Source organism: Escherichia sp. 93.1518, assembly GCF_013368915.2.
GTDB classification, from domain to species: Bacteria; Pseudomonadota; Gammaproteobacteria; order Enterobacterales; family Enterobacteriaceae; genus Escherichia; species Escherichia ruysiae.
This window is the reverse complement of record NZ_JABWMT020000012.1, coordinates 123,638-145,727: the sequence shown is the minus strand read 5'-3', so window position 1 is coordinate 145,727 and position 22,090 is coordinate 123,638. Positions and strand designations below refer to the sequence as shown.

The 22,090-nt window shown below is 50.5% G+C and carries 21 protein-coding genes and 2 pseudogenes; 15 read left to right on the top strand and 8 right to left on the bottom strand.

What is annotated here, in order from left to right; all coding sequences use genetic code 11:
* Positions 1 to 216 precede the first annotated feature (216 nt).
* From HEN21_RS11565 to HEN21_RS23065, 3 genes and pseudogenes are all read left to right on the top strand, one after another.
* Complete coding sequence (locus tag HEN21_RS11565; protein ID WP_001131157.1) at positions 217 to 909, top strand: FadR/GntR family transcriptional regulator; 693 nt, start codon at positions 217 to 219, stop codon at positions 907 to 909.
* A 27-nt stretch (positions 910 to 936) separates the two neighbouring features.
* Positions 937 to 1,065 (top strand): annotated as a pseudogene (locus HEN21_RS23070) (hypothetical protein); the annotation flags it as partial.
* Positions 1,066 to 1,069: 4 nt separating this feature from the next.
* A pseudogene (locus HEN21_RS23065) lies at positions 1,070 to 1,189 on the top strand (hypothetical protein); the annotation flags it as partial.
* Here HEN21_RS23065 and rbsR read toward each other — a convergent pair.
* The 7 genes from rbsR to kup all read right to left on the bottom strand — a co-directional run bounded on the left by rbsR (position 1,155) and on the right by kup (position 9,058).
* On the bottom strand, positions 1,155 to 2,147 hold the full coding sequence (rbsR, locus tag HEN21_RS11560) for a ribose operon transcriptional repressor RbsR (RefSeq protein ID WP_000224459.1): 993 nt from the start codon (positions 2,145 to 2,147) through the stop codon (positions 1,155 to 1,157). The pseudogene HEN21_RS23065 and the gene rbsR sit on opposite strands and share 35 nt — an antisense overlap.
* A gap of 3 nt (positions 2,148 to 2,150) precedes the next feature.
* Positions 2,151 to 3,080, bottom strand: a complete 930-nt coding sequence (gene rbsK / locus HEN21_RS11555) for a ribokinase (RefSeq protein ID WP_016159914.1) — start codon at positions 3,078 to 3,080, stop codon at positions 2,151 to 2,153.
* Positions 3,081 to 3,205: 125 nt separating this feature from the next.
* Complete coding sequence (rbsB, locus tag HEN21_RS11550) at positions 3,206 to 4,096, bottom strand: ribose ABC transporter substrate-binding protein RbsB (protein WP_001056273.1); 891 nt, start codon at positions 4,094 to 4,096, stop codon at positions 3,206 to 3,208.
* A 24-nt stretch (positions 4,097 to 4,120) separates the two neighbouring features.
* On the bottom strand, positions 4,121 to 5,086 hold the full coding sequence (gene rbsC, locus HEN21_RS11545) for a ribose ABC transporter permease (protein ID WP_000211858.1): 966 nt from the start codon (positions 5,084 to 5,086) through the stop codon (positions 4,121 to 4,123).
* A 4-nt stretch (positions 5,087 to 5,090) separates the two neighbouring features.
* Positions 5,091 to 6,596: a ribose ABC transporter ATP-binding protein RbsA gene (gene rbsA, locus HEN21_RS11540; protein WP_000387777.1), complete on the bottom strand. Its 1,506-nt coding sequence runs from the start codon at positions 6,594 to 6,596 to the stop codon at positions 5,091 to 5,093.
* Positions 6,597 to 6,603: 7 nt separating this feature from the next.
* A complete protein-coding gene (rbsD, locus tag HEN21_RS11535) occupies positions 6,604 to 7,023 on the bottom strand; it encodes a D-ribose pyranase (protein WP_016159916.1) in 420 nt (139 codons plus the stop codon).
* Positions 7,024 to 7,189: 166 nt separating this feature from the next.
* A complete protein-coding gene (gene kup / locus HEN21_RS11530) occupies positions 7,190 to 9,058 on the bottom strand; it encodes a low affinity potassium transporter Kup (protein WP_000102310.1) in 1,869 nt (622 codons plus the stop codon).
* A 222-nt stretch (positions 9,059 to 9,280) separates the two neighbouring features.
* On the opposite strand from kup, the gene ravA reads away from it, so the two are divergent.
* The gene (gene ravA, locus HEN21_RS11525) at positions 9,281 to 10,777 is read left to right on the top strand and encodes an ATPase RavA (RefSeq protein ID WP_010350991.1); all 1,497 of its coding nucleotides are present in this window, start codon (positions 9,281 to 9,283) and stop codon (positions 10,775 to 10,777) included.
* Positions 10,771 to 12,222, top strand: a complete 1,452-nt coding sequence (gene viaA / locus HEN21_RS11520; protein WP_176252195.1) for an ATPase RavA stimulator ViaA — start codon at positions 10,771 to 10,773, stop codon at positions 12,220 to 12,222. The genes ravA and viaA overlap by 7 nt, the downstream gene beginning before the upstream one ends.
* Positions 12,223 to 12,226: 4 nt before the next feature.
* Here the strand turns inward: viaA and asnA are convergent, their stop codons facing one another.
* Complete coding sequence (asnA, locus tag HEN21_RS11515; RefSeq protein WP_000845136.1) at positions 12,227 to 13,219, bottom strand: aspartate--ammonia ligase; 993 nt, start codon at positions 13,217 to 13,219, stop codon at positions 12,227 to 12,229.
* A 151-nt stretch (positions 13,220 to 13,370) separates the two neighbouring features.
* Between asnA and asnC the strand changes: the two genes are divergently transcribed.
* The 10 genes from asnC to atpA all read left to right on the top strand — a co-directional run bounded on the left by asnC (position 13,371) and on the right by atpA (position 22,058).
* On the top strand, positions 13,371 to 13,829 hold the full coding sequence (gene asnC / locus HEN21_RS11510) for a transcriptional regulator AsnC (protein WP_000432970.1): 459 nt from the start codon (positions 13,371 to 13,373) through the stop codon (positions 13,827 to 13,829).
* 89 nt (positions 13,830 to 13,918) lie between these two features.
* Positions 13,919 to 14,362 (top strand): FMN-binding protein MioC, encoded by a 444-nt coding sequence (gene mioC / locus HEN21_RS11505; RefSeq protein ID WP_000763736.1) that lies wholly within the window; start codon positions 13,919 to 13,921, stop codon positions 14,360 to 14,362.
* Between the two features lie 378 nt (positions 14,363 to 14,740).
* A complete protein-coding gene (gene mnmG / locus HEN21_RS11500; protein WP_176252194.1) occupies positions 14,741 to 16,630 on the top strand; it encodes a tRNA uridine-5-carboxymethylaminomethyl(34) synthesis enzyme MnmG in 1,890 nt (629 codons plus the stop codon).
* A 63-nt stretch (positions 16,631 to 16,693) separates the two neighbouring features.
* Positions 16,694 to 17,317, top strand: a complete 624-nt coding sequence (rsmG, locus tag HEN21_RS11495) for a 16S rRNA (guanine(527)-N(7))-methyltransferase RsmG (RefSeq protein ID WP_176252193.1) — start codon at positions 16,694 to 16,696, stop codon at positions 17,315 to 17,317.
* Between the two features lie 616 nt (positions 17,318 to 17,933).
* Positions 17,934 to 18,314, top strand: coding sequence for a F0F1 ATP synthase subunit I (atpI, locus tag HEN21_RS11490; RefSeq protein WP_000116663.1), 381 nt, complete (start codon positions 17,934 to 17,936; stop codon positions 18,312 to 18,314).
* Positions 18,315 to 18,322: 8 nt separating this feature from the next.
* Positions 18,323 to 19,138 carry a F0F1 ATP synthase subunit A gene (gene atpB / locus HEN21_RS11485; RefSeq protein ID WP_000135622.1) on the top strand — a complete coding sequence of 272 codons (816 nt, stop codon included), beginning with the start codon at positions 18,323 to 18,325 and terminating at the stop codon, positions 19,136 to 19,138.
* A 46-nt stretch (positions 19,139 to 19,184) separates the two neighbouring features.
* Positions 19,185 to 19,424 (top strand): F0F1 ATP synthase subunit C, encoded by a 240-nt coding sequence (gene atpE / locus HEN21_RS11480; RefSeq protein WP_000429386.1) that lies wholly within the window; start codon positions 19,185 to 19,187, stop codon positions 19,422 to 19,424.
* Positions 19,425 to 19,485: 61 nt separating this feature from the next.
* Positions 19,486 to 19,956, top strand: a complete 471-nt coding sequence (atpF, locus tag HEN21_RS11475) for a F0F1 ATP synthase subunit B (protein WP_001052219.1) — start codon at positions 19,486 to 19,488, stop codon at positions 19,954 to 19,956.
* 14 nt (positions 19,957 to 19,970) lie between these two features.
* On the top strand, positions 19,971 to 20,504 hold the full coding sequence (atpH, locus tag HEN21_RS11470) for a F0F1 ATP synthase subunit delta (RefSeq protein ID WP_001288587.1): 534 nt from the start codon (positions 19,971 to 19,973) through the stop codon (positions 20,502 to 20,504).
* A gap of 12 nt (positions 20,505 to 20,516) precedes the next feature.
* Positions 20,517 to 22,058 carry a F0F1 ATP synthase subunit alpha gene (atpA, locus tag HEN21_RS11465; RefSeq protein WP_001176745.1) on the top strand — a complete coding sequence of 514 codons (1,542 nt, stop codon included), beginning with the start codon at positions 20,517 to 20,519 and terminating at the stop codon, positions 22,056 to 22,058.
* Positions 22,059 to 22,090 lie beyond the last annotated feature (32 nt).

Here is a 22,090-nt window from a genome sequence, read left to right as displayed (position 1 = left end):
GCGGCTTGTCTGCCGTTGTTCCGTGTCAGTGGTGGCGCATTATAGGGAGTTATTCTGAGCTGACAAGAGGAAATTTAAAATAATTTTCCGAATGCGCGTTTTTTCATCAAAACACCTGTTGGTGTGCCATAAAACAAGCAATTTGCCGTTTTTGCAACCGCAATCACACTTCCAGGTGGCATACTAAGGAGGAAAAAAAGAATAAGGAAGATGAGTATGCCATTAAGCGCACAACAGTTAGCTGCACAGAAAAACCTTTCGTATGTCCTGGCTGAGAAGCTGGCGCAACGGATCTTAAAAGGTGAATACGCACCTGGCACCATTCTGCCTGGTGAAATTGAGCTGGGTGAGCAATTTGGAGTGAGCCGTACTGCGGTACGCGAAGCGGTCAAGACGCTAACGGCAAAAGGAATGGTTTTGCCACGACCACGAATTGGTACGCGTGTCATGCCACAATCCAACTGGAATTTTCTTGATCAAGAGTTGCTCACCTGGTGGATGACTGAAGAGAACTTTCATCAAGTTATTGATCATTTTCTGGTTATGCGTATCTGTCTAGAGCCGCAAGCCTGCTTATTGGCAGCAACGGTAGGCACCGCAGAACAGAAGGCGCATCTCAATACATTAATGGCCGAAATGGTGGCGTTAAAAGAGCATTTCCGCCGGGAGCGTTGGATTGAGGTCGATATGGCCTGGCATGAACATATTTATGAAATGAGCGCCAATCCATTTTTGACATCTTTCGCTTCTCTATTTCATTCGGTTTATCACACTTACTTTACGTCAATAACCAGCGACACCGTGATAAAGCTGGATCTACACCAGGCTATTGTCGATGCAATAATCCAAAGCGATGGCGACGCTGCATTTAAAGCTTGTCAGGCGCTGCTACGCTCCCCTGATAAGTAACATAACAAACGGGGCGCTGAATACAGTATGGCGGGTTTGCCGTGCATTGCGGCAAGGGTCATCTTTATACAGACACTAAATCTCACCATCCTGAATACCACCTTATCCGCAACTACTGCCATCATCAGTCATACGCTGACGGTGGCAATGCTTATTCAGGGGAATTATTACTGTTGCTTCAGTAGCAGTGTTCATGCCTCTGAAAGCAACTGATGGTAATAATTTGATTAAAAGAAAGCGCAAATCTAAGCCGAGCCGCGCTCCATCAGAATCGGCGTAAGTTGTAGTCGTTGTTGCTGTAGATTTGGCTGTGCCATCCGGTGGATGAGTACATCAATCGCCAGCTCCCCCAGTTCATCTTTTGGTTGATGAATTGTAGTAAGCGGTGGCGTCATAAAGCTTGCCAGTTCAATATCGTCATAGCCAATCACCGCGATATCCTGCGGGACATATAACCCAGCCTGATATAGCGCCTGATAAACGCCGACTGCCATAGCGTCATTTCCAGTAAACACTGCCTGTGGGCGTAGCGGATGCGATAACAACTGCTGCATCGCGTCAAACCCGCCGTTAAATTCAAAATCGCCAGTGACTTCATAACCATCTGGAACGTCAAGGCCAGCACGCTTCATTGCCGCCCGATAACCTTCCAGCCGCAAACGTGCAGGCGTTTTATCCAACGGGCCGGTAATACAGGCAATTCGGGTATAACCTTTGTCGATTAGATATTGCGTCGCTAAATCACCGCCCAGCAACGAGTTATCCTGAATAAGATCGCTGTCGCCATCGAACGGCGCCCAGTCCATCATCACTGTAGGGATTGTTGGATAACGTTGCATTATTTCACGCGAAGGCTGGTGTGTTTCAGTACAGAGTAATAGCAAACCATCGACACGCTTTTGCATCAGCGTTTCCAGATTGCGATTCATTCGCTGCTCATCGCCTTCGGTATTACACAGAACAAGGCTATAACCGCGTTCGAAGCAACTGCGTTCAACGCCACGCACCAGTTCAGAATAGAAAGGATTGGTACTGGCAGTGATCAACATGCCAATGGTATGTGTTTGATTGAGCTTGAGGCTACGCGCCAGAGCTGATGGCGCGTAATTGAGTTCTTTAATCGCCGCTTCAACTTTGGCGGTAATCGCTTCACTGACGAAGCGATCTTTATTAATGACATGAGAAACTGTTGAGGTAGAAACGCCCGCCAGGCGGGCAACATCTTTCATTGTGGCCAAGCGTCACCTCTGCCTGTCTAAAAATGCTTCGATCTCTTCACGCCACGGTACTGACGGTTGTGCGCCTTTGCGCGTTACGGCAATCGCAGCGGCAGCATGGGCAAAACGAATCGCCTCAGGCAATGGTTTTTCTTCCAGCAACGCCGTGATTAACGCGCCGTTAAAGGTATCTCCGGCAGCAATGGTATCGACAGCCTGCACCCGGAATCCAGGAACGCGCTGACCTTCACCATTCACGCTAGCCCACACGCCACGACTCCCTAAGGTAATCAGCACGGTACGGATACCTTTCTCATGCAGTACCTGCGCAGCTTTCGCCGCATCTTCATCATTTGCAACACGAATACCGGTGAGCTTTTCTGCTTCCGTTTCGTTTGGCGTAATAATGTCCACCAGCGCCAGCAGTTCGTCAGGAAGTTCGCGAGCCGGAGCCGGGTTAAGCGCAACGATAGTCTTATTTTGATGGGCGATTTTCGCCGCTGCCATCACACTTTCGAGTGGTGATTCCAACTGCATTAATAATGCTGACGCGTTGGCAATACGCTCACGTTGCGCTTCCACCAGCGCCGGGGAAAGGGCAGCATTAGCGCCGGCATGAATACCGATGACATTCTCACCTTCGCCATTAACAAAAATCAGCGCCACACCTGTTGATTCGCCTTTGATCACGCTGACCGGAGAAATATCGATGTTATCAGTGGCGAGCTGCTGGCGAACACTCTCACCAATACTGTCATCCCCCGTGCAGGCAATAAACGCGATATTCGCACCGCTACGCCCTGCAGCCACAGCCTGATTCGCGCCTTTACCGCCGAATGCGACTTGATAGTGGTTACCGGTTACGGTTTCGCCTGGAGTAGGAAAAGATTGAAGATTAAGAATGTGGTCAGCATTAATGCTGCCAAGAACAACGAGGCTGCCTGCGTTTTGCATATTCGGGATGTCCATAAAATGCGCCACCGTGTTAGGGTGGCGCGTGCCCTGCTTTTCTTTATATTACACGTTCATCTGTCGATGACGTATTTATGTCACCATCAGGTCATACAACCTGATTAAAACTACTGCTTAACAACCAGTTTCAGATCAACCGGATACTTAGCCTGAACTTTCTCGCCTTTCAGCACTTTATCGGCGGTTTCGACGCCTTTAGCGCCAATCTGATCGGGTAGCTGAGCGATAGTCGCTGCTAGTTTGCCATCATTCACCGCTTTTTCGCCATCCGGTGTACCGTCAAATCCGACGACCATCACATCCGATTTACCGGCAGTTTGCAGCGCGCGCAGTGCGCCCAGCGCCATTTCATCATTCTGCGCGAACACAGCCTGCACATCCGGGTGAGCGGTCAGCAGGTTCTGCATGACGTTCAAACCTTTGGTGCGATCGAAGTCTGCCGGCTGGCTGGCGAGAACGTTAAACTTGTGAGCTGCAACGGCCTGCTGGAAACCTTCACCACGTTCACGAGCAGCGGATGTACCGGCAATGCCTTGCAGTTCGATAACTTTTGCACCTTCGCCAGCTTTCTTCGCGATGTAATCACCGGCAATTTTTCCGCCCAGTACGTTATCTGAAGCAATGTGGCTCACCACTTCACCTTTCGTTGCCTGGCGGTCAAGAGTGATAACCGGAATGTTCGCCTGGTTAGCCATCTTCACAGCATTACCTACTGCGTCGGAGTCCGTCGGGTTAATCAGCAGAATTTTGGTGCCGCGAACGGTTAAGTCCTGCACGTTCGCCAGCTCTTTCGCCGGGTTGTTCTGGGAGTCCAGCACCACCAGGTTATAACCGAGTTTATCCGCCTCTTTCTGCGCACCATCTTTCAGCGAAACAAAGAACGGGTTATTGAGCGTGGAAACCACCAGCGCAATGGTGTCTTTTGCCATCGCATTCGCACTGACGGTGGCGCTTAACGCAACAGCAGAAACCAGGGTAGCCAGTTTTTTCATGTTCATATTCAAGATGTCCTGTAGTCGTTATTACTGCTTTTTGTTGTCTACCAGCACCGCCAGCAAAATCACCACCGCTTTGACGATCATCTGGTAATAGGAGGAAACACCTAACAAATTCAAACCATTATTAAGGAAGCCAAGAATTAATGCGCCGATCAACGTCCCAACAATGCGACCTTTTCCGCCCGCCAGGCTCGTACCGCCCAGAACCACCGCAGCAATAGCATCCAGCTCATAGCCAGTACCCGCCGTGGGTTGTGCGGATGAGAGGCGCGCCACTTCAATGATCCCGGCCAGCGATGCCAGCAGACCACAAAGAGAATAGACGATGATTTTGATTTTATTGACGTTGATACCAGAAAGGCGCGTTGCCGCTTCGTTACCACCCAGCGCGTAGATGTAACGTCCCAGACGCGTGTGATGCAGCATGTACCAGGCCGCGAGGAAGACAATCCCCATGATCCAGACAGGCGTCGGAACACCCAGCGGACGACCAATACCAAACCAGCCGAACAGATCGGCGTTCTCAGTAAATCCGGTATTCACCGGGCTACCGTTGGTGTAAACCATGGTCACGCCGCGCAGTAAAAGCATCATAACCAGCGTAGCGATGAACGCCTGGACGCGACCTTTCGCCACAATTACCCCGGTTACCGCACCAATTGCGGCACCTAAGGCGAGAGCGGCTGCGACAGCCACCAGCGCATTGACTTCAATGCCGACGATAGATGCAGCAACTGCGCCGGTCAGCGCCAACAGAGAACCGACGGAAAGGTCGATGCCCGACGTCAGGATAACCAGCGTCATCCCAACCGCCATAATGGCGTTCACCGAGGTTTGCTGGAGAATATTGAATAAATTATTGATGGTGAAAAAGTTCGGGCTTAACGTCGAGACAATCGCGATCAGCACCAGCAGAGCGATAAGCGATTTCTGCTCCATCAGCCACGCTTTCGTGAAATAACGGCGACCAGAGACAGTCTGGGTTGTCATTTTTTTACTCCTGATTCACGCGATTAAGCTTGCCCACAGCGGCAGCCATTAACACTTCCTGGGTGGCCTGCTCACGAGTAAATTCCCCGCTGAGATGCCCTTCATGCATGACGATGATGCGATCACTCATGCCTAATACTTCTGGCATCTCCGATGACACCAGAATGATGCTCAAGCCATCGGCTTTGAACTGGTTAATCAGTTGATAGATCTCTTTTTTCGCGCCGACATCTACGCCACGGGTAGGCTCATCAAGGATCAACACTTTAGGGCGAGTCATCAGGCCACGAGCAATCGCCACTTTTTGCTGATTGCCACCGGAGAGCAAACCAATTGCCTGTTCCATCGACGGCGTCTTCACGTTGAACAGACGGATAAAATCACTGACCGCCTGCTGCTCATCCGCATGTTTCAGGCTACCACCAGTGCGACTGAAGTAGCGTAGCGCGGTCAGTGACATGTTCTCTTTTACTGACATCCCCAGCACTAAACCGTCGCGTTTACGGTCTTCAGAGATATACACAATGCCATTCGCCAGGCCATCCTGCGGCGAGCGGGTAACGACCTCATGCCCATCCAGGGTGACGTAACCGCTTGTGCGCGGCAGGGCGCCGTAGAGCACTTTCATCAGTTCGGTACGGCCTGCGCCCATCAAACCAGAGACGCCAAGAATTTCGCCTTTGCGTAAAGTAAAAGAGACATCGTTAACGCCGGGTCCGCAGAGATTATCGACTTTCAGTAAGACGTCCCCCGGCGCTTTGTCCAGGTGTGGATACTGATCTTCCAGCTTACGCCCCACCATCATCTCAATCAGTGAATCTTCAGTCAGTGATGCTACTTCGCGCTCGGCAATAAATTGCCCGTCACGAAAAACCGTAACGTCATCACAAATCTCGAAGATTTCTTTCATGCGGTGGGAAATATAAACAATGCCGCGCCCCTGCGATTTCAGTTCGCGGATAACGCGGAACAGGGATTCAGTTTCGGTATCGGTCAGCGCATCGGTCGGTTCATCCATAATGATGACTTTCGACTCAAAGCTCAGCACTTTGGCAATTTCCACCATCTGCTGGTCGCCAATAGAAAGATCGCCCACCAGCTTGTCGCTTTTAAAGCGCAGGTTAAGTTTGGCTAATAGTTTATCCGCTTCGGCATACATGGTTTTCCAGTCAATTTTGCCAAAGCGATTAACAAACTCACGACCGAGGAAAATGTTTTCTGCGATGGTCAACTGCGGGATCAGGTTCAGTTCCTGGTGGATAATCCCAATCCCGGCTTCCTGGGAGGATTTCGGCCCGGTAAAAGTAGTCTCTTTACCCAACCATAAAAGCGTACCAGCATCACGGGTATAGATACCGGTCAGCACTTTCATCATGGTGGATTTACCCGCGCCGTTTTCACCCACCAGTGCCATCACTCGACCGGGATAGACATTTAACGCGGCTCCCGAGAGAGCTTTTACGCCCGGGAACGCTTTATCGATGCCTTTAAGCTGTAGTAATGCTTCCATGGCGGCCTCAGAACGTCACGCCAGCACAGAGAATGATATTCGCATACGGAGAACATTCTCCGCTGCGAATTACCGCCTGACTTTCTGCGGTTTGTTGTTTGAATTGTTCATGCGTGGTGTAACGAATTTCAATGGTGTTTCCCTGGTGTTTTTGCAGCTGCTCAAGGTGAGTGAGCAACGTTTCGTGGAGTTGCGGATTATGTTGTTTGATCTCTTCCGCGATAATGGCTGCCTCGACCTGCATTTCACTTGTGACGACGCCCAGCACCTGCATAAAAGAAGGTACACCCTGGGTTAATGCCATATCGATACGCGTTGTCGTTTTAGGGATGGGTAAACCAGCATCACACACCACCAGCGTATCGGTATGCCCCAGGCGGGAGATCACCGACGAAATATCAGAATTAAGAACGGCGCCTTTTTTCATTTTTTTCTCCATCAGCGAAACGTTTCGCTGACCCGCAGTTTAATCCCGACTGATTAAGGAAAACCATCACGACGTTACGGAAATGTGATCAACATCGAAACGTTTTACATCGTGAGTAACCATGAAAACAAAAACGCCCCCTTATGGAGAAAGGAGGCGTCTGGAGTTAGATTTCGACCTGAGTACCCAGTTCGATAACCCTGTTTGGTGGAATTTCAAACTGATCTGGCGCGCGCAGCGCATTACGTTGCAACAGCAAGTATAGCTTGCCACGCAGACGCAAGTACCACGGGCGTTTGCCGAGGATTAACGACTCATGCGACATAAAGAAAGAGGTTTCCATCATCCGGCAACTTAACCCTTCCAGACCGCAACGGTGGAAAACTTCTTCCACGTTTGGCGTTTCTCGCCAACCATAACTTGCCACCACGCGCCAGAAAGTGGGCGACAATTGTTCAATCTGTACCCGACGGACGTTATGGACATATGGAGCGTCTTCAGTACGCAGAGTTAACAGAATAACCCGCTCATGCAACACCTTGTTATGTTTAAGGTTATGCATCAACGCAAAGGGAATGACATTAATTGCACGCGACATATACACAGCGGTTCCGGGAACGCGAACAGGCGGTGATTTCTCCAGTGAAGCAATCATCGCTTCCAGAGAGTTACCATGTTCGTGCATCCGACGCAGCAGGCGGAAACGCTCGCTCTTCCAGGTCGTCATCACGATAAACATCACCGTGCCGAGGCTCAGAGGCAACCAACCGCCGGAAAGCAGTTTATCGAGGTTAGCGGTAAACAGAGGGATATCGACACACAGGAAAGCAATCAGGATCAGCGCAACAAAATACTTATTCCAGTGCCAGTTCTGACGCGCCACGGTAGTTGAAAGAATAGACGTCAGTACCATCGTTCCGGTCACCGCAATCCCGTACGCCGCCGCCAGGTTGCTGGAGTGCTCAAAGCTGACAATGACAATCACGACTGCGACATAGAGCATCCAGTTCACAAACGGAATGTAGATTTGCCCTGACTCCATTTCTGAAGTGTGAATGATGCGCATCGGTGACAGATATCCCAGACGTACCGCCTGACGCGTCAATGAGAAGACACCTGAGATAACCGCCTGCGAGGCAATCACCGTTGCCAATGCGGCGATTATCAGTAGCGGGATCAGCGCCCAGTCCGGAGCCAACAGGAAAAACGGGTTCTTAATCGCTTCCGGGTGTTTTAACAGCAGCGCCCCCTGCCCAAAGTAGTTAAGGGTCAAAGACGGCAATACGACGGTGAACCACGCCAGGCGAATAGGGAACTTACCAAAGTGCCCCATATCGGCATACAGCGCCTCGACACCGGTAATCGACAGTACCACCGCGCCTAACGCAATAAAGGAAACGGTTTTATATTCAAGGAAGAAATGCACCGCCCACATCGGATTCAGCGCATGTAACACTTCCGGGTTGGCAATAATGCTACGTAACCCCAGCCCTGCCAGAATCAAAAACCAGGTAAGCATGATAGGCGCAAAAAGCTTACCGACCATAGCAGTGCCATGTTTTTGAATCATAAACAGTAAAGTGAGAACGATGATTGAGAGGGGAACTATCCAGGTGTCCAGCTGCGGAGCGACGATTTCCAGACCTTCTATAGCGGACATCACCGAAATGGCAGGCGTTATGACAACTTCACCATAGAAGAAACTGCCGCCGATTAGCCCCATAATCACCAGCATTGACGTCGTTCGCGCCGACGTATTGCGCCCGGCAAGCGACATCAACGTCAGGATCCCCCCTTCACCGGCGTTATCTGCACGCATGACGAAGGTGAGATATTTTATGGAAACCACAAAGATTAGCAGCCAGAAGATCAGCGATAAAAAACCAAACACGGCATCGCGTTCAACGCCAAAACCAAACTGGCCGGACAAACATTCACGAAGTGTATATAACGGGCTGGTACCAATATCGCCGTAGACAACTCCAATCGCCGCGAGGGTAATCGCGGGCAACGATTGCTTATTATCAGTGCTCATAGACTAGTCTTTCGTTGAAATATGAAATGTGTGCGTAGTCCCTTGGCCCACAAAAAAGCGCACAGTATGCACGATTAACGGCAAAATCGTACTCCTAAATGCGGCCACATTAACCTGGCTCAAAGAAAAATAGCCCTCCTTTGAGACTATTTTTGCCACCAGCAAGAAACGTCTATACTCGCAGTTTACGCAGAACTTTTGACGAAAGGACGCCACTTCATTATGGCTCACCCTCATTTATTAGCGGAAAGAATTTCCCGTCTGAGCAGTTCGCTGGAAAAAGGGCTTTATGAACGTAGCCACGCCATCCGCCTGTGTTTGTTAGCGGCATTAAGTGGTGAAAGCGTATTCCTGCTTGGCCCGCCAGGTATTGCTAAAAGTTTAATCGCCCGGCGCTTAAAATTCGCTTTCCAGAATGCGCGCGCGTTTGAATATCTGATGACCCGCTTCTCCACACCGGAAGAAGTTTTTGGCCCCCTTTCTATTCAGGCGTTAAAAGATGAAGGTCGTTATGAGCGTTTAACCAGCGGCTACCTGCCGGAAGCGGAAATCGTCTTTCTTGATGAGATCTGGAAAGCCGGGCCAGCGATTCTTAATACCCTACTAACCGCTATTAATGAACGCCACTTCCGCAACGGCGCACATGTTGAAAAAATCCCTATGCGTCTGCTGGTGGCAGCATCCAACGAACTGCCAGAAGCAGACAGCAGCCTGGAAGCGTTATATGACCGTATGCTGATTCGTCTGTGGTTAGATAAAGTGCAGGATAAAACGAATTTTCGCTCCATGCTGACCAGCCAACAGGATGAAAACGACAATCCCGTTCCGCCATCCTTGCAGGTCACGGATGAAGAATACGAACGCTGGCAGAAAGAGATTGGTGAAATTACGCTGCCCGATCATGTATTTGAGCTGATTTTTATGCTGCGTCAGCAACTGGATAAATTACCGGATGCGCCTTATGTCTCCGACCGTCGCTGGAAAAAAGCGATCCGCTTATTGCAGGCCAGCGCCTTTTTTAGCGGTCGCAGCGCGGTTGCCCCGATTGATCTCATCTTGCTGAAAGATTGCCTGTGGTATGACGCCCAAAGTCTGAATTTAATTCAACAACAAATTGACGTATTGATGACCAGTCATGCGTGGCAGCAACAGGAAATGCTGACGCGACTGAGCGCAATTGTGCAGCGTCGCCTGCAACTTCAGCAACAACAAAGCGATAAAACAGCCTTTACGGTGATTCGTCAGGGTGGCATGTTCAGCCGTCGCCCGCAGTATCAACTTCCAGCCAACATAACCGCCTCCACACTGACCCTGTTGCTGCAAAAACCATTAAAATTGCATGATATGGAAGTTGTTCATATCGCTTTTGAGCGTAGCGCGCTGGAACTGTGGCTGAACAAAGGCGGCGAGATTCGCGGCAAATTAAATGGTATCGGTTTTGCCCAGAAGCTAAATATGGAAGTTGATAGCGCCCAACATCTGGTGGTACGCGATGTGAGTTTGCAGGAGGCGACTCTGGCGCTGCCCGGCGCATCGGCAGAGGGGCTACCCAGCGAAATAAAACAACAACTAGAAGATCTTGAAAGCGACTGGCGCAAGCAACACGCCTTATTCAGCGAACAGCAAAAATGTCTGTTTATCCATAGCGACTGGTTAGGTCGCATTGAAGCCAGCCTACAGGATGTCGGCACCCAGATTCGCCAGGCGCAACAATGCTAACACTGGATACGCTCAATGTGATGCTGGCCGTCAGCGAAGAGGGATTGATCGAAGAGATGATCATCGCTCTGTTGGCCTCGCCGCAGTTGGCGGTCTTCTTTGAAAAATTCCCACGACTGAAGGCGGCAATCACTGATGATATTCCCCGCTGGCGCGAGGTGCTGCGCAGTCGGCTGAAAGATGCCAGAGTTCCGCAGGAGCTCACGGAAGAGGTCATGTGCTATCAGCAAAGCCAGCTTCTTTCCACGCCGCAATTTATTGTGCAACTACCGCAGATACTGGATTTACTGCATCGACTGAATTCCCCGTGGGCCGAACAAGCCCAGCAGTTGGTTGATGCCAACAGCACGATCACTCCAGCATTACACACGCTTTTTCTCCAGCGTTGGCGCTTAAGTCTGATAGTGCAAGCGACGACGTTAAATCAACAGTTATTAGAAGAAGAACGCGAACAACTGTTGAGTGAAGTTCAGGAACGCATGACGCTAAGTGGGCAGCTTGAACCGATTCTGGCAGAAAACAACACCGCAGCCGGTCGTCTGTGGGATATGAGCGCCGGTCAGCTTAAACGCGGCGACTATCAGTTAATTGTAAAATACGGTGAATTTCTTAACGAACAGCCGGAACTGAAGCGCCTGGCGGAACAGCTGGGGCGTTCGCGGGAAGCCAAATCAATACCCCGCAACGATGCGCAGATGGAAACCTTCCGCACCATGGTGCGCGAACCGGCGACCGTTCCTGAGCAGGTTGATGGTCTGCAACAAAGCGATGATATTTTACGCCTTCTACCGCCAGAACTGGCGACGCTTGGGATAACTGAACTGGAGTATGAATTTTACCGTCGGCTGGTGGAAAAGCAGTTACTCACCTATCGCCTGCACGGTGAGTCGTGGCGTGAAAAAGTTATCGAACGCCCGGTGGTACATAAAGATTACGACGAACAGCCGCGCGGACCGTTTATTATCTGCGTGGATACTTCTGGCTCAATGGGCGGCTTTAATGAACAGTGTGCGAAAGCGTTCTGCCTGGCATTAATGCGCATTGCCCTCGCTGAAAACCGGCGCTGCTTTATTATGTTATTTTCCACTGAGATCGTCCGTTATGAGCTTTCAGGCTCACAAGGCATCGAACAAGCGATTCGCTTTTTAAGTCAGCAGTTTCGTGGCGGCACCGATCTTGCCAGTTGTTTTCGCGCCACTATGGAACGCTTGCAAAGTCGGGAATGGTTTGACGCCGATGCGGTGGTGATTTCTGATTTTATCGCCCAGCGGTTGCCTGACGACGTGACGAGTAAAGTGAAAGAGTTGCAGCGGGTACATCAGCATCGTTTTCATGCCGTGGCGATGTCGGCACACGGCAAACCCGGCATCATGCGCATTTTCGATCATATCTGGCGCTTTGATACCGGGATGCGTAGCCGCCTGCTGAGACGCTGGCGGCGATAAATTATTACAGCAGAGAAGGGACGCTCTCACGAACTGCCGCAGGCCAAACGCCACACTGAACCTGGCCGATATGCGGCAGTTGCAGCAGCAGCATGGTCAAACGAGACTGGCCGATACCGCCGCCGATAGTCTGCGGCATTTCACCGCGCAGCAGCGCCTGATGCCACTCTAGTTGCAGACGATCTTCATCACCAGTTAGCGCCAGTTGGTGCTTCAGCGTATCGGCATCCACGCGGATCCCCATAGAAGAAAGTTCAAACGCATCTTCCAGCACCGGGTTCCACACCAGAATATCGCCGTTCAGACCTGCATGGCCCAGTTCTGACGGAGTGCTCCAGTCATCATAATCCGGTGCACGCACGTCGTGGCGATGACCATCACTCAGCTTGCCGCCAATCCCAACGAGGAATACCGCGCCAAGATCTTTCGCAATCGCCCGTTCACGCCCTTTGGCATCAAGATCCGGATAACGAGACAGTAATTCCTGGCTGTGTACGAAGTGGATCTGATCCGGCAGGAACGGTGCCAGGCCAAACTCCTCGCTAACAGCAGCTTCGGTTGCTTTAATTCCCGCCCAGATCGCCTCTACAGTACTTTTCAGAGTCGAGAATTGACGCTCGCCGTCGCCCATTACGCGTTCCCAGTCCCACTGGTCAACATAAACCGAGTGCAGCGGGGAAAGACGGTCTTCATCGGGGCGAAGGGCTTTCATGTGCGTGTACAGCCCTTCGCCCACGCTGAAGTCGTGTTGCCCTAACGTCTGACGTTTCCACTTCGCCAGTGAATGAACCACTTCGAACTGGGCATCAGGCAGAGCTTTCACTTTTACCTGCACCGCTTTTTCACAGCCCGACAAGTTATCCTGCGTGCCATCCCCCACACGACTAAGGATTGGCGCCTGGACTTCAATCAGTCCTAAGCGTTCTTCCAGTTGACGAGAAAAGTGAGATTTCACGAAGCTAATTTGACGTTGTTTGGCAATGTAAGCGGTTTTCATTTTTTATACTCCTGCGTCCTGTTGCTTATGATTAAGCAACAAAAACCAGCACACATGCAATAATCATTCAATAAAAAGCCTTACTCACTTTTGATTCATTAAAAAATAAGGCTAAAATAGAATGAATCATCAATATAAATAAGAAAATCCTATGGAAAATTATCTAATCGACAATCTGGACCGTGGCATCCTGGAAGCATTAATGGGCAATGCGCGCACCGCTTACGCTGAACTGGCGAAACAATTTGGCGTCAGCCCGGGGACGATTCACGTTCGTGTAGAGAAAATGAAGCAGGCGGGGATCATTACCGGTGCGCGTATCGACGTTAGCCCGAAACAGCTCGGTTATGATGTAGGTTGCTTTATCGGCATTATATTGAAGAGTGCCAAAGACTATCCTTCCGCTCTGGCAAAACTGGAAAGCCTCGACGAAGTCACCGAAGCCTACTACACCACCGGGCACTACAGCATCTTTATCAAAGTGATGTGCCGTTCGATCGATGCCCTCCAGCATGTACTTATCAACAAGATCCAAACAATTGATGAAATTCAGTCCACTGAAACACTGATCGTCCTGCAGAACCCGATCATGCGTACTATCAAGCCATGATCGGCTTTTTTAATCCCATACTTTTCCACAGGTAGATCCCAGCGCGTTCACAGCGTACAATACGCCACTCTTAATAAAGGTGGCGGTTTATGGCAGATATCACTCTTATCAGCGGCAGCACCCTCGGCGGTGCCGAATATGTAGCAGAACACCTGGCTGAAAAGCTGGAAGAGGCGGGTTTTACCACCGAAACGCTGCACGGTCCGCTGTTGGAAGATTTATCTGCTTCGGGGATCTGGCTGGTTATCAGTTCCACCCACGGTGCCGGAGACATTCCGGACAACCTTTCTCCTTTCTATGAAGCGTTGCTGGAACAAAAACCCGATCTTTCTGCGGTACGCTTTGGCGCAATCGGTATTGGCAGTCGTGAATACGACACTTTTTGTGGTGCGATCGATAAACTCGAGGCAGAACTCAAAAATTCCGGTGCGAAACAGATGGGCGAAACACTGAAGATCAACATCCTTGATCACGACATTCCGGAAGATCCGGCAGAAGAATGGCTGGGATCGTGGATTAATTTACTCAAATAAGTATACAGATCGTGCGATCTACTGTGGATAACTCTGTCAGGAAGCTTGGATCAACCGGTAGTTATCCAAAGAACAACTGTTGTTCAGTTTTTGAGTTGTGCATAACCCCTCATTCTGATCCCAGCTTATACGGCCCAGGATCACCGATCATTCACAGTTAATGATCCTTTCCAGGTTGTTGATCTTAAAAGTCGGATCCTTGTTATCCACAGGGCAGTGCGATCCTAATAAGAGATCACAATAGAACAGATCTCTAAATAAATAGATCTTCTTTTTAATACCCAGGATCCCAGGTCTTTCTCAAGCCGTCAAAGTTGAGTAGAATCCACGGCCCGGGCTTCAATCCATTTTCATACCGCGTTATGCGAGGCAATCACCATGTTTTATCCGGATCCTTTTGACGTCATCATCATTGGCGGGGGTCATGCAGGCACCGAGGCCGCGATGGCTGCGGCGCGTATGGGTCAACAGACTCTGCTTTTGACACACAATATCGACACCCTGGGGCAGATGAGCTGCAACCCGGCAATCGGCGGTATTGGGAAGGGACATCTGGTAAAAGAAGTGGATGCACTCGGCGGTCTGATGGCAAAAGCGATCGACCAGGCGGGTATTCAGTTTAGGATACTAAACGCCAGCAAAGGGCCGGCGGTTCGTGCAACCCGAGCACAGGCGGATCGTGTGCTCTACCGTCAGGCAGTACGCACTGCTCTTGAGAATCAACCGAACCTGATGATCTTCCAGCAGGCGGTTGAGGATCTTATTGTCGAAAACGATCGTGTGGTCGGTGCTGTCACCCAAATGGGGCTGAAATTCCGTGCTAAAGCAGTCGTGCTTACTGTCGGCACTTTTCTTGACGGTAAGATTCATATCGGCCTGGATAATTACAGTGGTGGTCGTGCTGGAGATCCGCCTTCCATTCCGCTCTCACGCCGTTTGCGTGAACTTCCACTGCGCGTTGGTCGTCTGAAAACCGGTACGCCGCCGCGTATTGACGCGCGCACCATCGATTTCAGTGTGCTGGCGCAACAGCATGGCGATAACCCAATGCCGGTGTTCTCGTTTATGGGCAACGCAGCGCAGCATCCACAGCAGGTGCCGTGCTATATCACCCATACCAACGAGAAAACGCATGATGTGATCCGCAGTAACCTCGATCGTAGTCCGATGTATGCCGGAGTGATCGAAGGTGTCGGCCCACGCTACTGTCCGTCGATCGAAGACAAGGTCATGCGCTTCGCTGACAGAAATCAGCATCAGATCTTCCTTGAGCCGGAAGGGCTAACCTCGAACGAAATTTATCCGAACGGCATATCCACCAGCCTGCCGTTCGATGTGCAGATGCAAATCGTCCGCTCCATGCAGGGGATGGAAAACGCGAAAATCGTGCGTCCGGGTTATGCCATTGAGTATGACTTTTTCGATCCGCGCGACCTGAAACCGACGCTGGAAAGCAAGTTTATTCAGGGGCTGTTCTTTGCTGGTCAGATTAACGGCACTACCGGTTACGAAGAAGCTGCAGCGCAAGGTTTGCTGGCCGGTCTTAACGCCGCTCGCCTGTCTGCTGACAAAGAAGGCTGGGCGCCTGCGCGATCCCAGGCTTACCTTGGCGTACTGGTCGATGACCTGTGCACTTTAGGAACCAAAGAACCGTACCGTATGTTTACCTCGCGCGCAGAATATCGACTGATGCTGCGTGAAGATAACGCAGACCTGCGTCTGACTGAAATTGGTCGTGAGCTGGGGCTGGTTGATGATGAACGTTGGGCGCGCTTTAACGAGAAGCTTGAGAACATCGAGCGTGAGCGTCAGCGTCTGAAATCGACCTGGGTAACGCCGTCTGCGGAAGCTGCAGCCGAAGTGAATGCTCACCTGACTGCACCGCTTTCCCGTGAAGCCAGTGGTGAAGATCTGCTGCGTCGTCCGGAAATGACCTATGACAAATTAACTACACTGACGCCGTTTTCTCCTGCGTTGACAGACGAACAGGCGGCGGAACAGGTTGAGATTCAGGTTAAATACGAAGGTTATATTGCGCGTCAGCAGGATGAGATCGAAAAGCAGCTGCGTAACGAGAATACCTTGCTGCCTGCGACGCTGGATTACCGCCAGGTATCCGGTCTTTCTAACGAAGTGATCGCCAAACTCAACGATCACAAACCGGCCTCTATCGGTCAGGCTTCGCGTATTTCTGGCGTCACGCCTGCGGCTATCTCCATTCTGCTGGTATGGCTGAAAAAACAGGGTATGCTGCGTCGTAGCGCATAACGCATTAAAAATGCCAGGTAAGCACCCGCTTACCTGGCAACGTATCAAGAACAGGTAATCACCGTGCTCAATAAACTCTCTTCACTGCTGAAAGACGCAGGAATTTCGCTTACCGATCACCAGAAAAATCAGCTCATTGCCTACGTAAATATGCTGCACAAATGGAACAAAGCGTACAACCTGACTTCGGTGCGCGATCCAAATGAGATGCTGGTACGCCATATTCTCGACAGCATTGTCGTTGCATCTTATCTGCAAGGTGAACGTTTTATTGATGTCGGCACCGGCCCGGGGCTGCCCGGCATTCCTCTCTCTATCGTACGCCCTGACGCTCACTTCACACTACTGGATAGCCTCGGTAAACGCGTGCGTTTCCTGCGTCAGGTTCAACATGAATTGAAACTTGAGAACATTGAGCCGGTACAGAGTAGGGTAGAAGAGTTTCCGTCAGAGCCACCGTTTGATGGTGTAATTAGCCGTGCTTTTGCCTCTCTGAACGATATGGTGAGCTGGTGCCACCATCTTCCAGGTGAGCAAGGCCGCTTCTATGCGCTGAAAGGACAAATGCCGGAAGATGAAATAGCCCTATTGCCTGCAGAATATCAGGTTGAATCAGTGGTTAAACTTCAGGTTCCGACTCTGGATGGCGAACGCCATTTGGTTGTGATTAAAGCAAATAAAATTTAATTTTTATCAAAAAAATCATAAAAAATTTATCGGTTTGACTGTTAACAACAACCAGGTTTTCTACTGATATAACTGGTTACATTTAACGCCACATTTACCATTTTGCATCAATGATCTAACGTGGCTTTTTTGGGTAAGCAGGAAATAAGTCATCGGTGAAAATATCAGTCTGCTAAAAATCGGCGCTAAGAACCATAATTCGCTGTTAAAATATTATTAAGAATGTCAATGCCTGGTTTTTGTTATGTAAATGCCATTTATGAAAACAGTATCTGTTTTTAGACTGAAATATCAGAAACTTGCAATGGCATCATTTGCCAAGTAAATAAATATGCTGTGCGCGAACATGCTCAATCTGTGATCTGAAGCACTCTTTACCACCAGTGTTTACGCGTTATTTACAGTTTTTCATGATCTGGCATGGTTAGCAGAAAAGTCGCAATTGTATGCACTGGAAAAATATTTAAACATTTATTCACCTTTTGGCTACTTATTGTTTGAAATCACGGGGGCGCACCGTATAATTTGACCGCTTTTTGATGCTTGACTCTAAGCCTTAAAGAAAGTTTTATACGACACGCGGCATACCTCGAAGGGAGCAGGAGTGAAAAACGTGATGTCTGTGTCGCTCTTGAGTCGAAACGTTGCTCGGAAGCTTCTGCTCGTTCAGTTACTGGCGGTGATAGCAAGTGGATTGCTGTTCAGCCTCAAAGACCCCTTCTGGGGCGTCTCTGCATTAAGCGGGGGCCTGGCAGTCTTTCTGCCTAACGTTTTGTTTATGATATTTGCCTGGCGTCACCAGGCGCATACACCAGCGAAAGGCCGGGTGGCCTGGACATTCGCATTTGGCGAAGCTTTCAAAGTTCTGGCGATGTTGGTGTTACTGGTGGTGGCGTTGGCGGTTTTAAAGGCGGTATTCTTGCCGCTGATCGTTACGTGGGTTTTGGTGCTGGTGGTTCAGATACTGGCACCGGCTGTAATTAACAACAAAGGGTAAAAGGCATCATGGCTTCAGAAAATATGACGCCGCAGGATTACATAGGACACCACCTGAATAACCTTCAGCTGGACCTGCGTACATTCTCGCTGGTGGATCCACAAAACCCCCCAGCCACCTTCTGGACAATCAATATTGACTCCATGTTCTTCTCGGTGGTGCTGGGTCTGTTGTTCCTGCTTATGTTCCGTAGCGTAGCCAAAAAGGCGACCAGCGGCGTACCAGGTAAGTTTCAGACCGCGATTGAGCTGGTAATCGGCTTTGTTAATGGTAGCGTGAAAGACATGTACCATGGCAAAAGCAAGCTGATTGCACCGCTGGCCCTGACGATCTTCGTTTGGGTATTCCTGATGAACCTGATGGACTTACTGCCTATCGATCTGCTGCCGTATATCGCAGAACACTGGATCGGTTTGCCGGCACTGCGTGTGGTTCCGTCTGCTGACGTGAACGTGACGCTGTCGATGGCACTGGGCGTATTTATCCTGATTCTGTTCTACAGCATCAAAATGAAAGGCATCGGCGGCTTCACGAAAGAGTTGACGCTGCAGCCGTTCAATCACTGGGCGTTCATCCCTGTCAACTTAATCCTTGAAGGGGTAAGCCTGCTGTCCAAACCAGTTTCACTCGGTTTGCGACTGTTCGGTAACATGTACGCAGGTGAGCTGATTTTCATTCTGATTGCTGGTCTGTTGCCGTGGTGGTCACAGTGGATCCTGAATGTGCCGTGGGCCATTTTCCACATCCTGATCATTACGCTGCAAGCCTTCATCTTCATGGTTCTGACGATCGTCTATCTGTCGATGGCGTCTGAAGAACATTAATTTACCAACACTACTACGTTTTAACTGAAACAAACTGGAGACTGTCATGGAAAACCTGAATATGGATCTGCTGTACATGGCTGCCGCTGTGATGATGGGTCTGGCGGCAATCGGTGCTGCGATCGGTATCGGCATCCTCGGGGGTAAATTCCTGGAAGGCGCAGCGCGTCAACCTGATCTGATTCCTCTGCTGCGTACTCAGTTCTTTATCGTTATGGGTCTGGTGGATGCTATCCCGATGATCGCTGTAGGTCTGGGTCTGTACGTGATGTTCGCTGTCGCGTAGTAAGCGTTGCTTTTATTTAAAGAGCAATATCAGAACGTTAACTAAATAGAGGCATTGTGCTGTGAATCTTAACGCAACAATCCTCGGCCAGGCCATCGCGTTTGTCCTGTTCGTTCTGTTCTGCATGAAGTACGTATGGCCGCCATTAATGGCAGCCATCGAAAAACGTCAAAAAGAAATTGCTGACGGCCTTGCTTCCGCAGAACGAGCACATAAGGACCTTGACCTTGCAAAGGCCAGCGCGACCGACCAGCTGAAAAAAGCGAAAGCGGAAGCCCAGGTAATCATCGAGCAGGCGAACAAACGCCGCTCGCAGATTCTGGACGAAGCGAAAGCTGAGGCAGAACAGGAACGTACTAAAATCGTGGCTCAGGCGCAGGCGGAAATTGAAGCCGAGCGTAAACGTGCCCGTGAAGAGCTGCGTAAGCAAGTTGCTATCCTGGCTGTTGCTGGCGCCGAGAAGATCATCGAACGTTCCGTGGATGAAGCTGCTAACAGCGACATCGTGGATAAACTTGTCGCTGAACTGTAAGGAGGGAGGGGCTGATGTCTGAATTTATTACGGTAGCTCGCCCCTACGCCAAAGCAGCTTTTGACTTTGCCGTCGAACACCAAAGTGTAGAACGCTGGCAGGACATGCTGGCGTTTGCCGCCGAGGTAACCAAAAACGAACAGATGGCAGAGCTTCTCTCTGGCGCGCTAGCGCCAGAAACGCTCGCCGAGTCGTTTATCGCAGTTTGTGGTGAGCAACTGGACGAAAATGGTCAGAACCTGATTCGGGTAATGGCTGAAAATGGTCGTCTTAACGCGCTCCCGGATGTTCTGGAGCAGTTTATTCACCTGCGTGCCGTGAGTGAGGCTACCGCTGAGGTAGACGTCATTTCCGCTGCTGCATTGAGTGAACAACAGCTCGCGAAAATTTCTGCTGCGATGGAAAAACGTCTGTCACGCAAAGTTAAGCTGAATTGCAAAATCGATAAGTCTGTAATGGCAGGCGTTATCATCCGAGCGGGTGATATGGTCATTGATGGCAGCGTACGCGGTCGTCTTGAGCGCCTTGCAGACGTCTTGCAGTCTTAAGGGGACTGGAGCATGCAACTGAATTCCACCGAAATCAGCGAACTGATCAAGCAGCGCATTGCTCAGTTCAATGTTGTGAGTGAAGCTCACAACGAAGGTACTATTGTTTCTGTAAGTGACGGTGTTATCCGCATCCACGGCCTGGCCGATTGTATGCAGGGTGAAATGATCTCCCTGCCGGGTAACCGTTACGCTATCGCACTGAACCTCGAGCGCGACTCTGTAGGTGCGGTAGTTATGGGTCCGTACGCTGACCTTGCCGAAGGCATGAAAGTTAAGTGTACTGGTCGTATCCTGGAAGTTCCGGTTGGCCGTGGCCTGCTGGGTCGTGTGGTTAACACTCTGGGTGCGCCAATCGACGGTAAAGGTCCTCTGGATCACGATGGCTTCTCTGCTGTAGAAGCAATCGCTCCGGGCGTTATCGAACGTCAGTCCGTAGATCAGCCGGTACAGACCGGTTATAAAGCCGTTGACTCCATGATCCCAATCGGTCGTGGTCAGCGTGAATTGATCATCGGTGACCGTCAGACCGGTAAAACCGCACTGGCTATCGATGCCATCATCAACCAGCGCGATTCCGGTATCAAATGTATCTATGTCGCTATCGGTCAGAAAGCGTCCACCATTTCTAACGTGGTACGTAAACTGGAAGAGCACGGCGCACTGGCTAACACCATCGTTGTGGTAGCAACCGCGTCTGAATCCGCAGCACTGCAATACCTGGCACCGTATGCCGGTTGCGCAATGGGCGAATACTTCCGTGACCGTGGCGAAGATGCGCTGATCATTTACGATGACCTGTCTAAACAGGCTGTTGCTTACCGTCAGATTTCCCTGCTGCTCCGTCGTCCGCCAGGACGTGAAGCATTCCCGGGCGACGTATTCTACCTCCACTCTCGTCTGCTGGAGCGTGCTGCGCGTGTTAACGCCGAATACGTTGAAGCCTTCACCAAAGGTGAAGTGAAAGGGAAAACCGGTTCTCTGACCGCGCTGCCGATTATCGAAACTCAGGCGGGTGACGTTTCTGCGTTCGTTCCGACCAACGTAATCTCCATTACCGATGGTCAGATCTTCCTGGAAACCAACCTGTTCAACGCCGGTATTCGTCCTGCGGTTAACCCGGGTATCTCCGTATCCCGTGTTGGTGGTGCAGCACAGACCAAGATCATGAAAAAACTGTCCGGTGGTATCCGTACCGCTCTGGCACAGTATCGTGAACTGGCAGCGTTCTCTCAGTTTGCATCCGACCTTGACGATGCAACACGTAAGCAGCTTGACCACGGTCAGAAAGTGACCGAACTGCTGAAACAGAAACAGTATGCGCCGATGTCTGTTGCGCAGCAGTCTCTGGTTCTGTTTGCAGCAGAACGTGGTTACCTGGCGGATGTTGAACTGTCGAAAATCGGCAGCTTCGAAGCCGCGCTGCTGGCTTACGTCGACCGTGATCACGCTCCGTTGATGCAAGAGATCAACCAGACCGGTGGCTACAACGACGAAATCGAAGGCAAGCTGAAAGGCATCCTCGATTCCTTCAAAGCAACCCAATCCTGGTAACGTCTGGCGGCTTGCCTTAGGGCAGGCCGCAA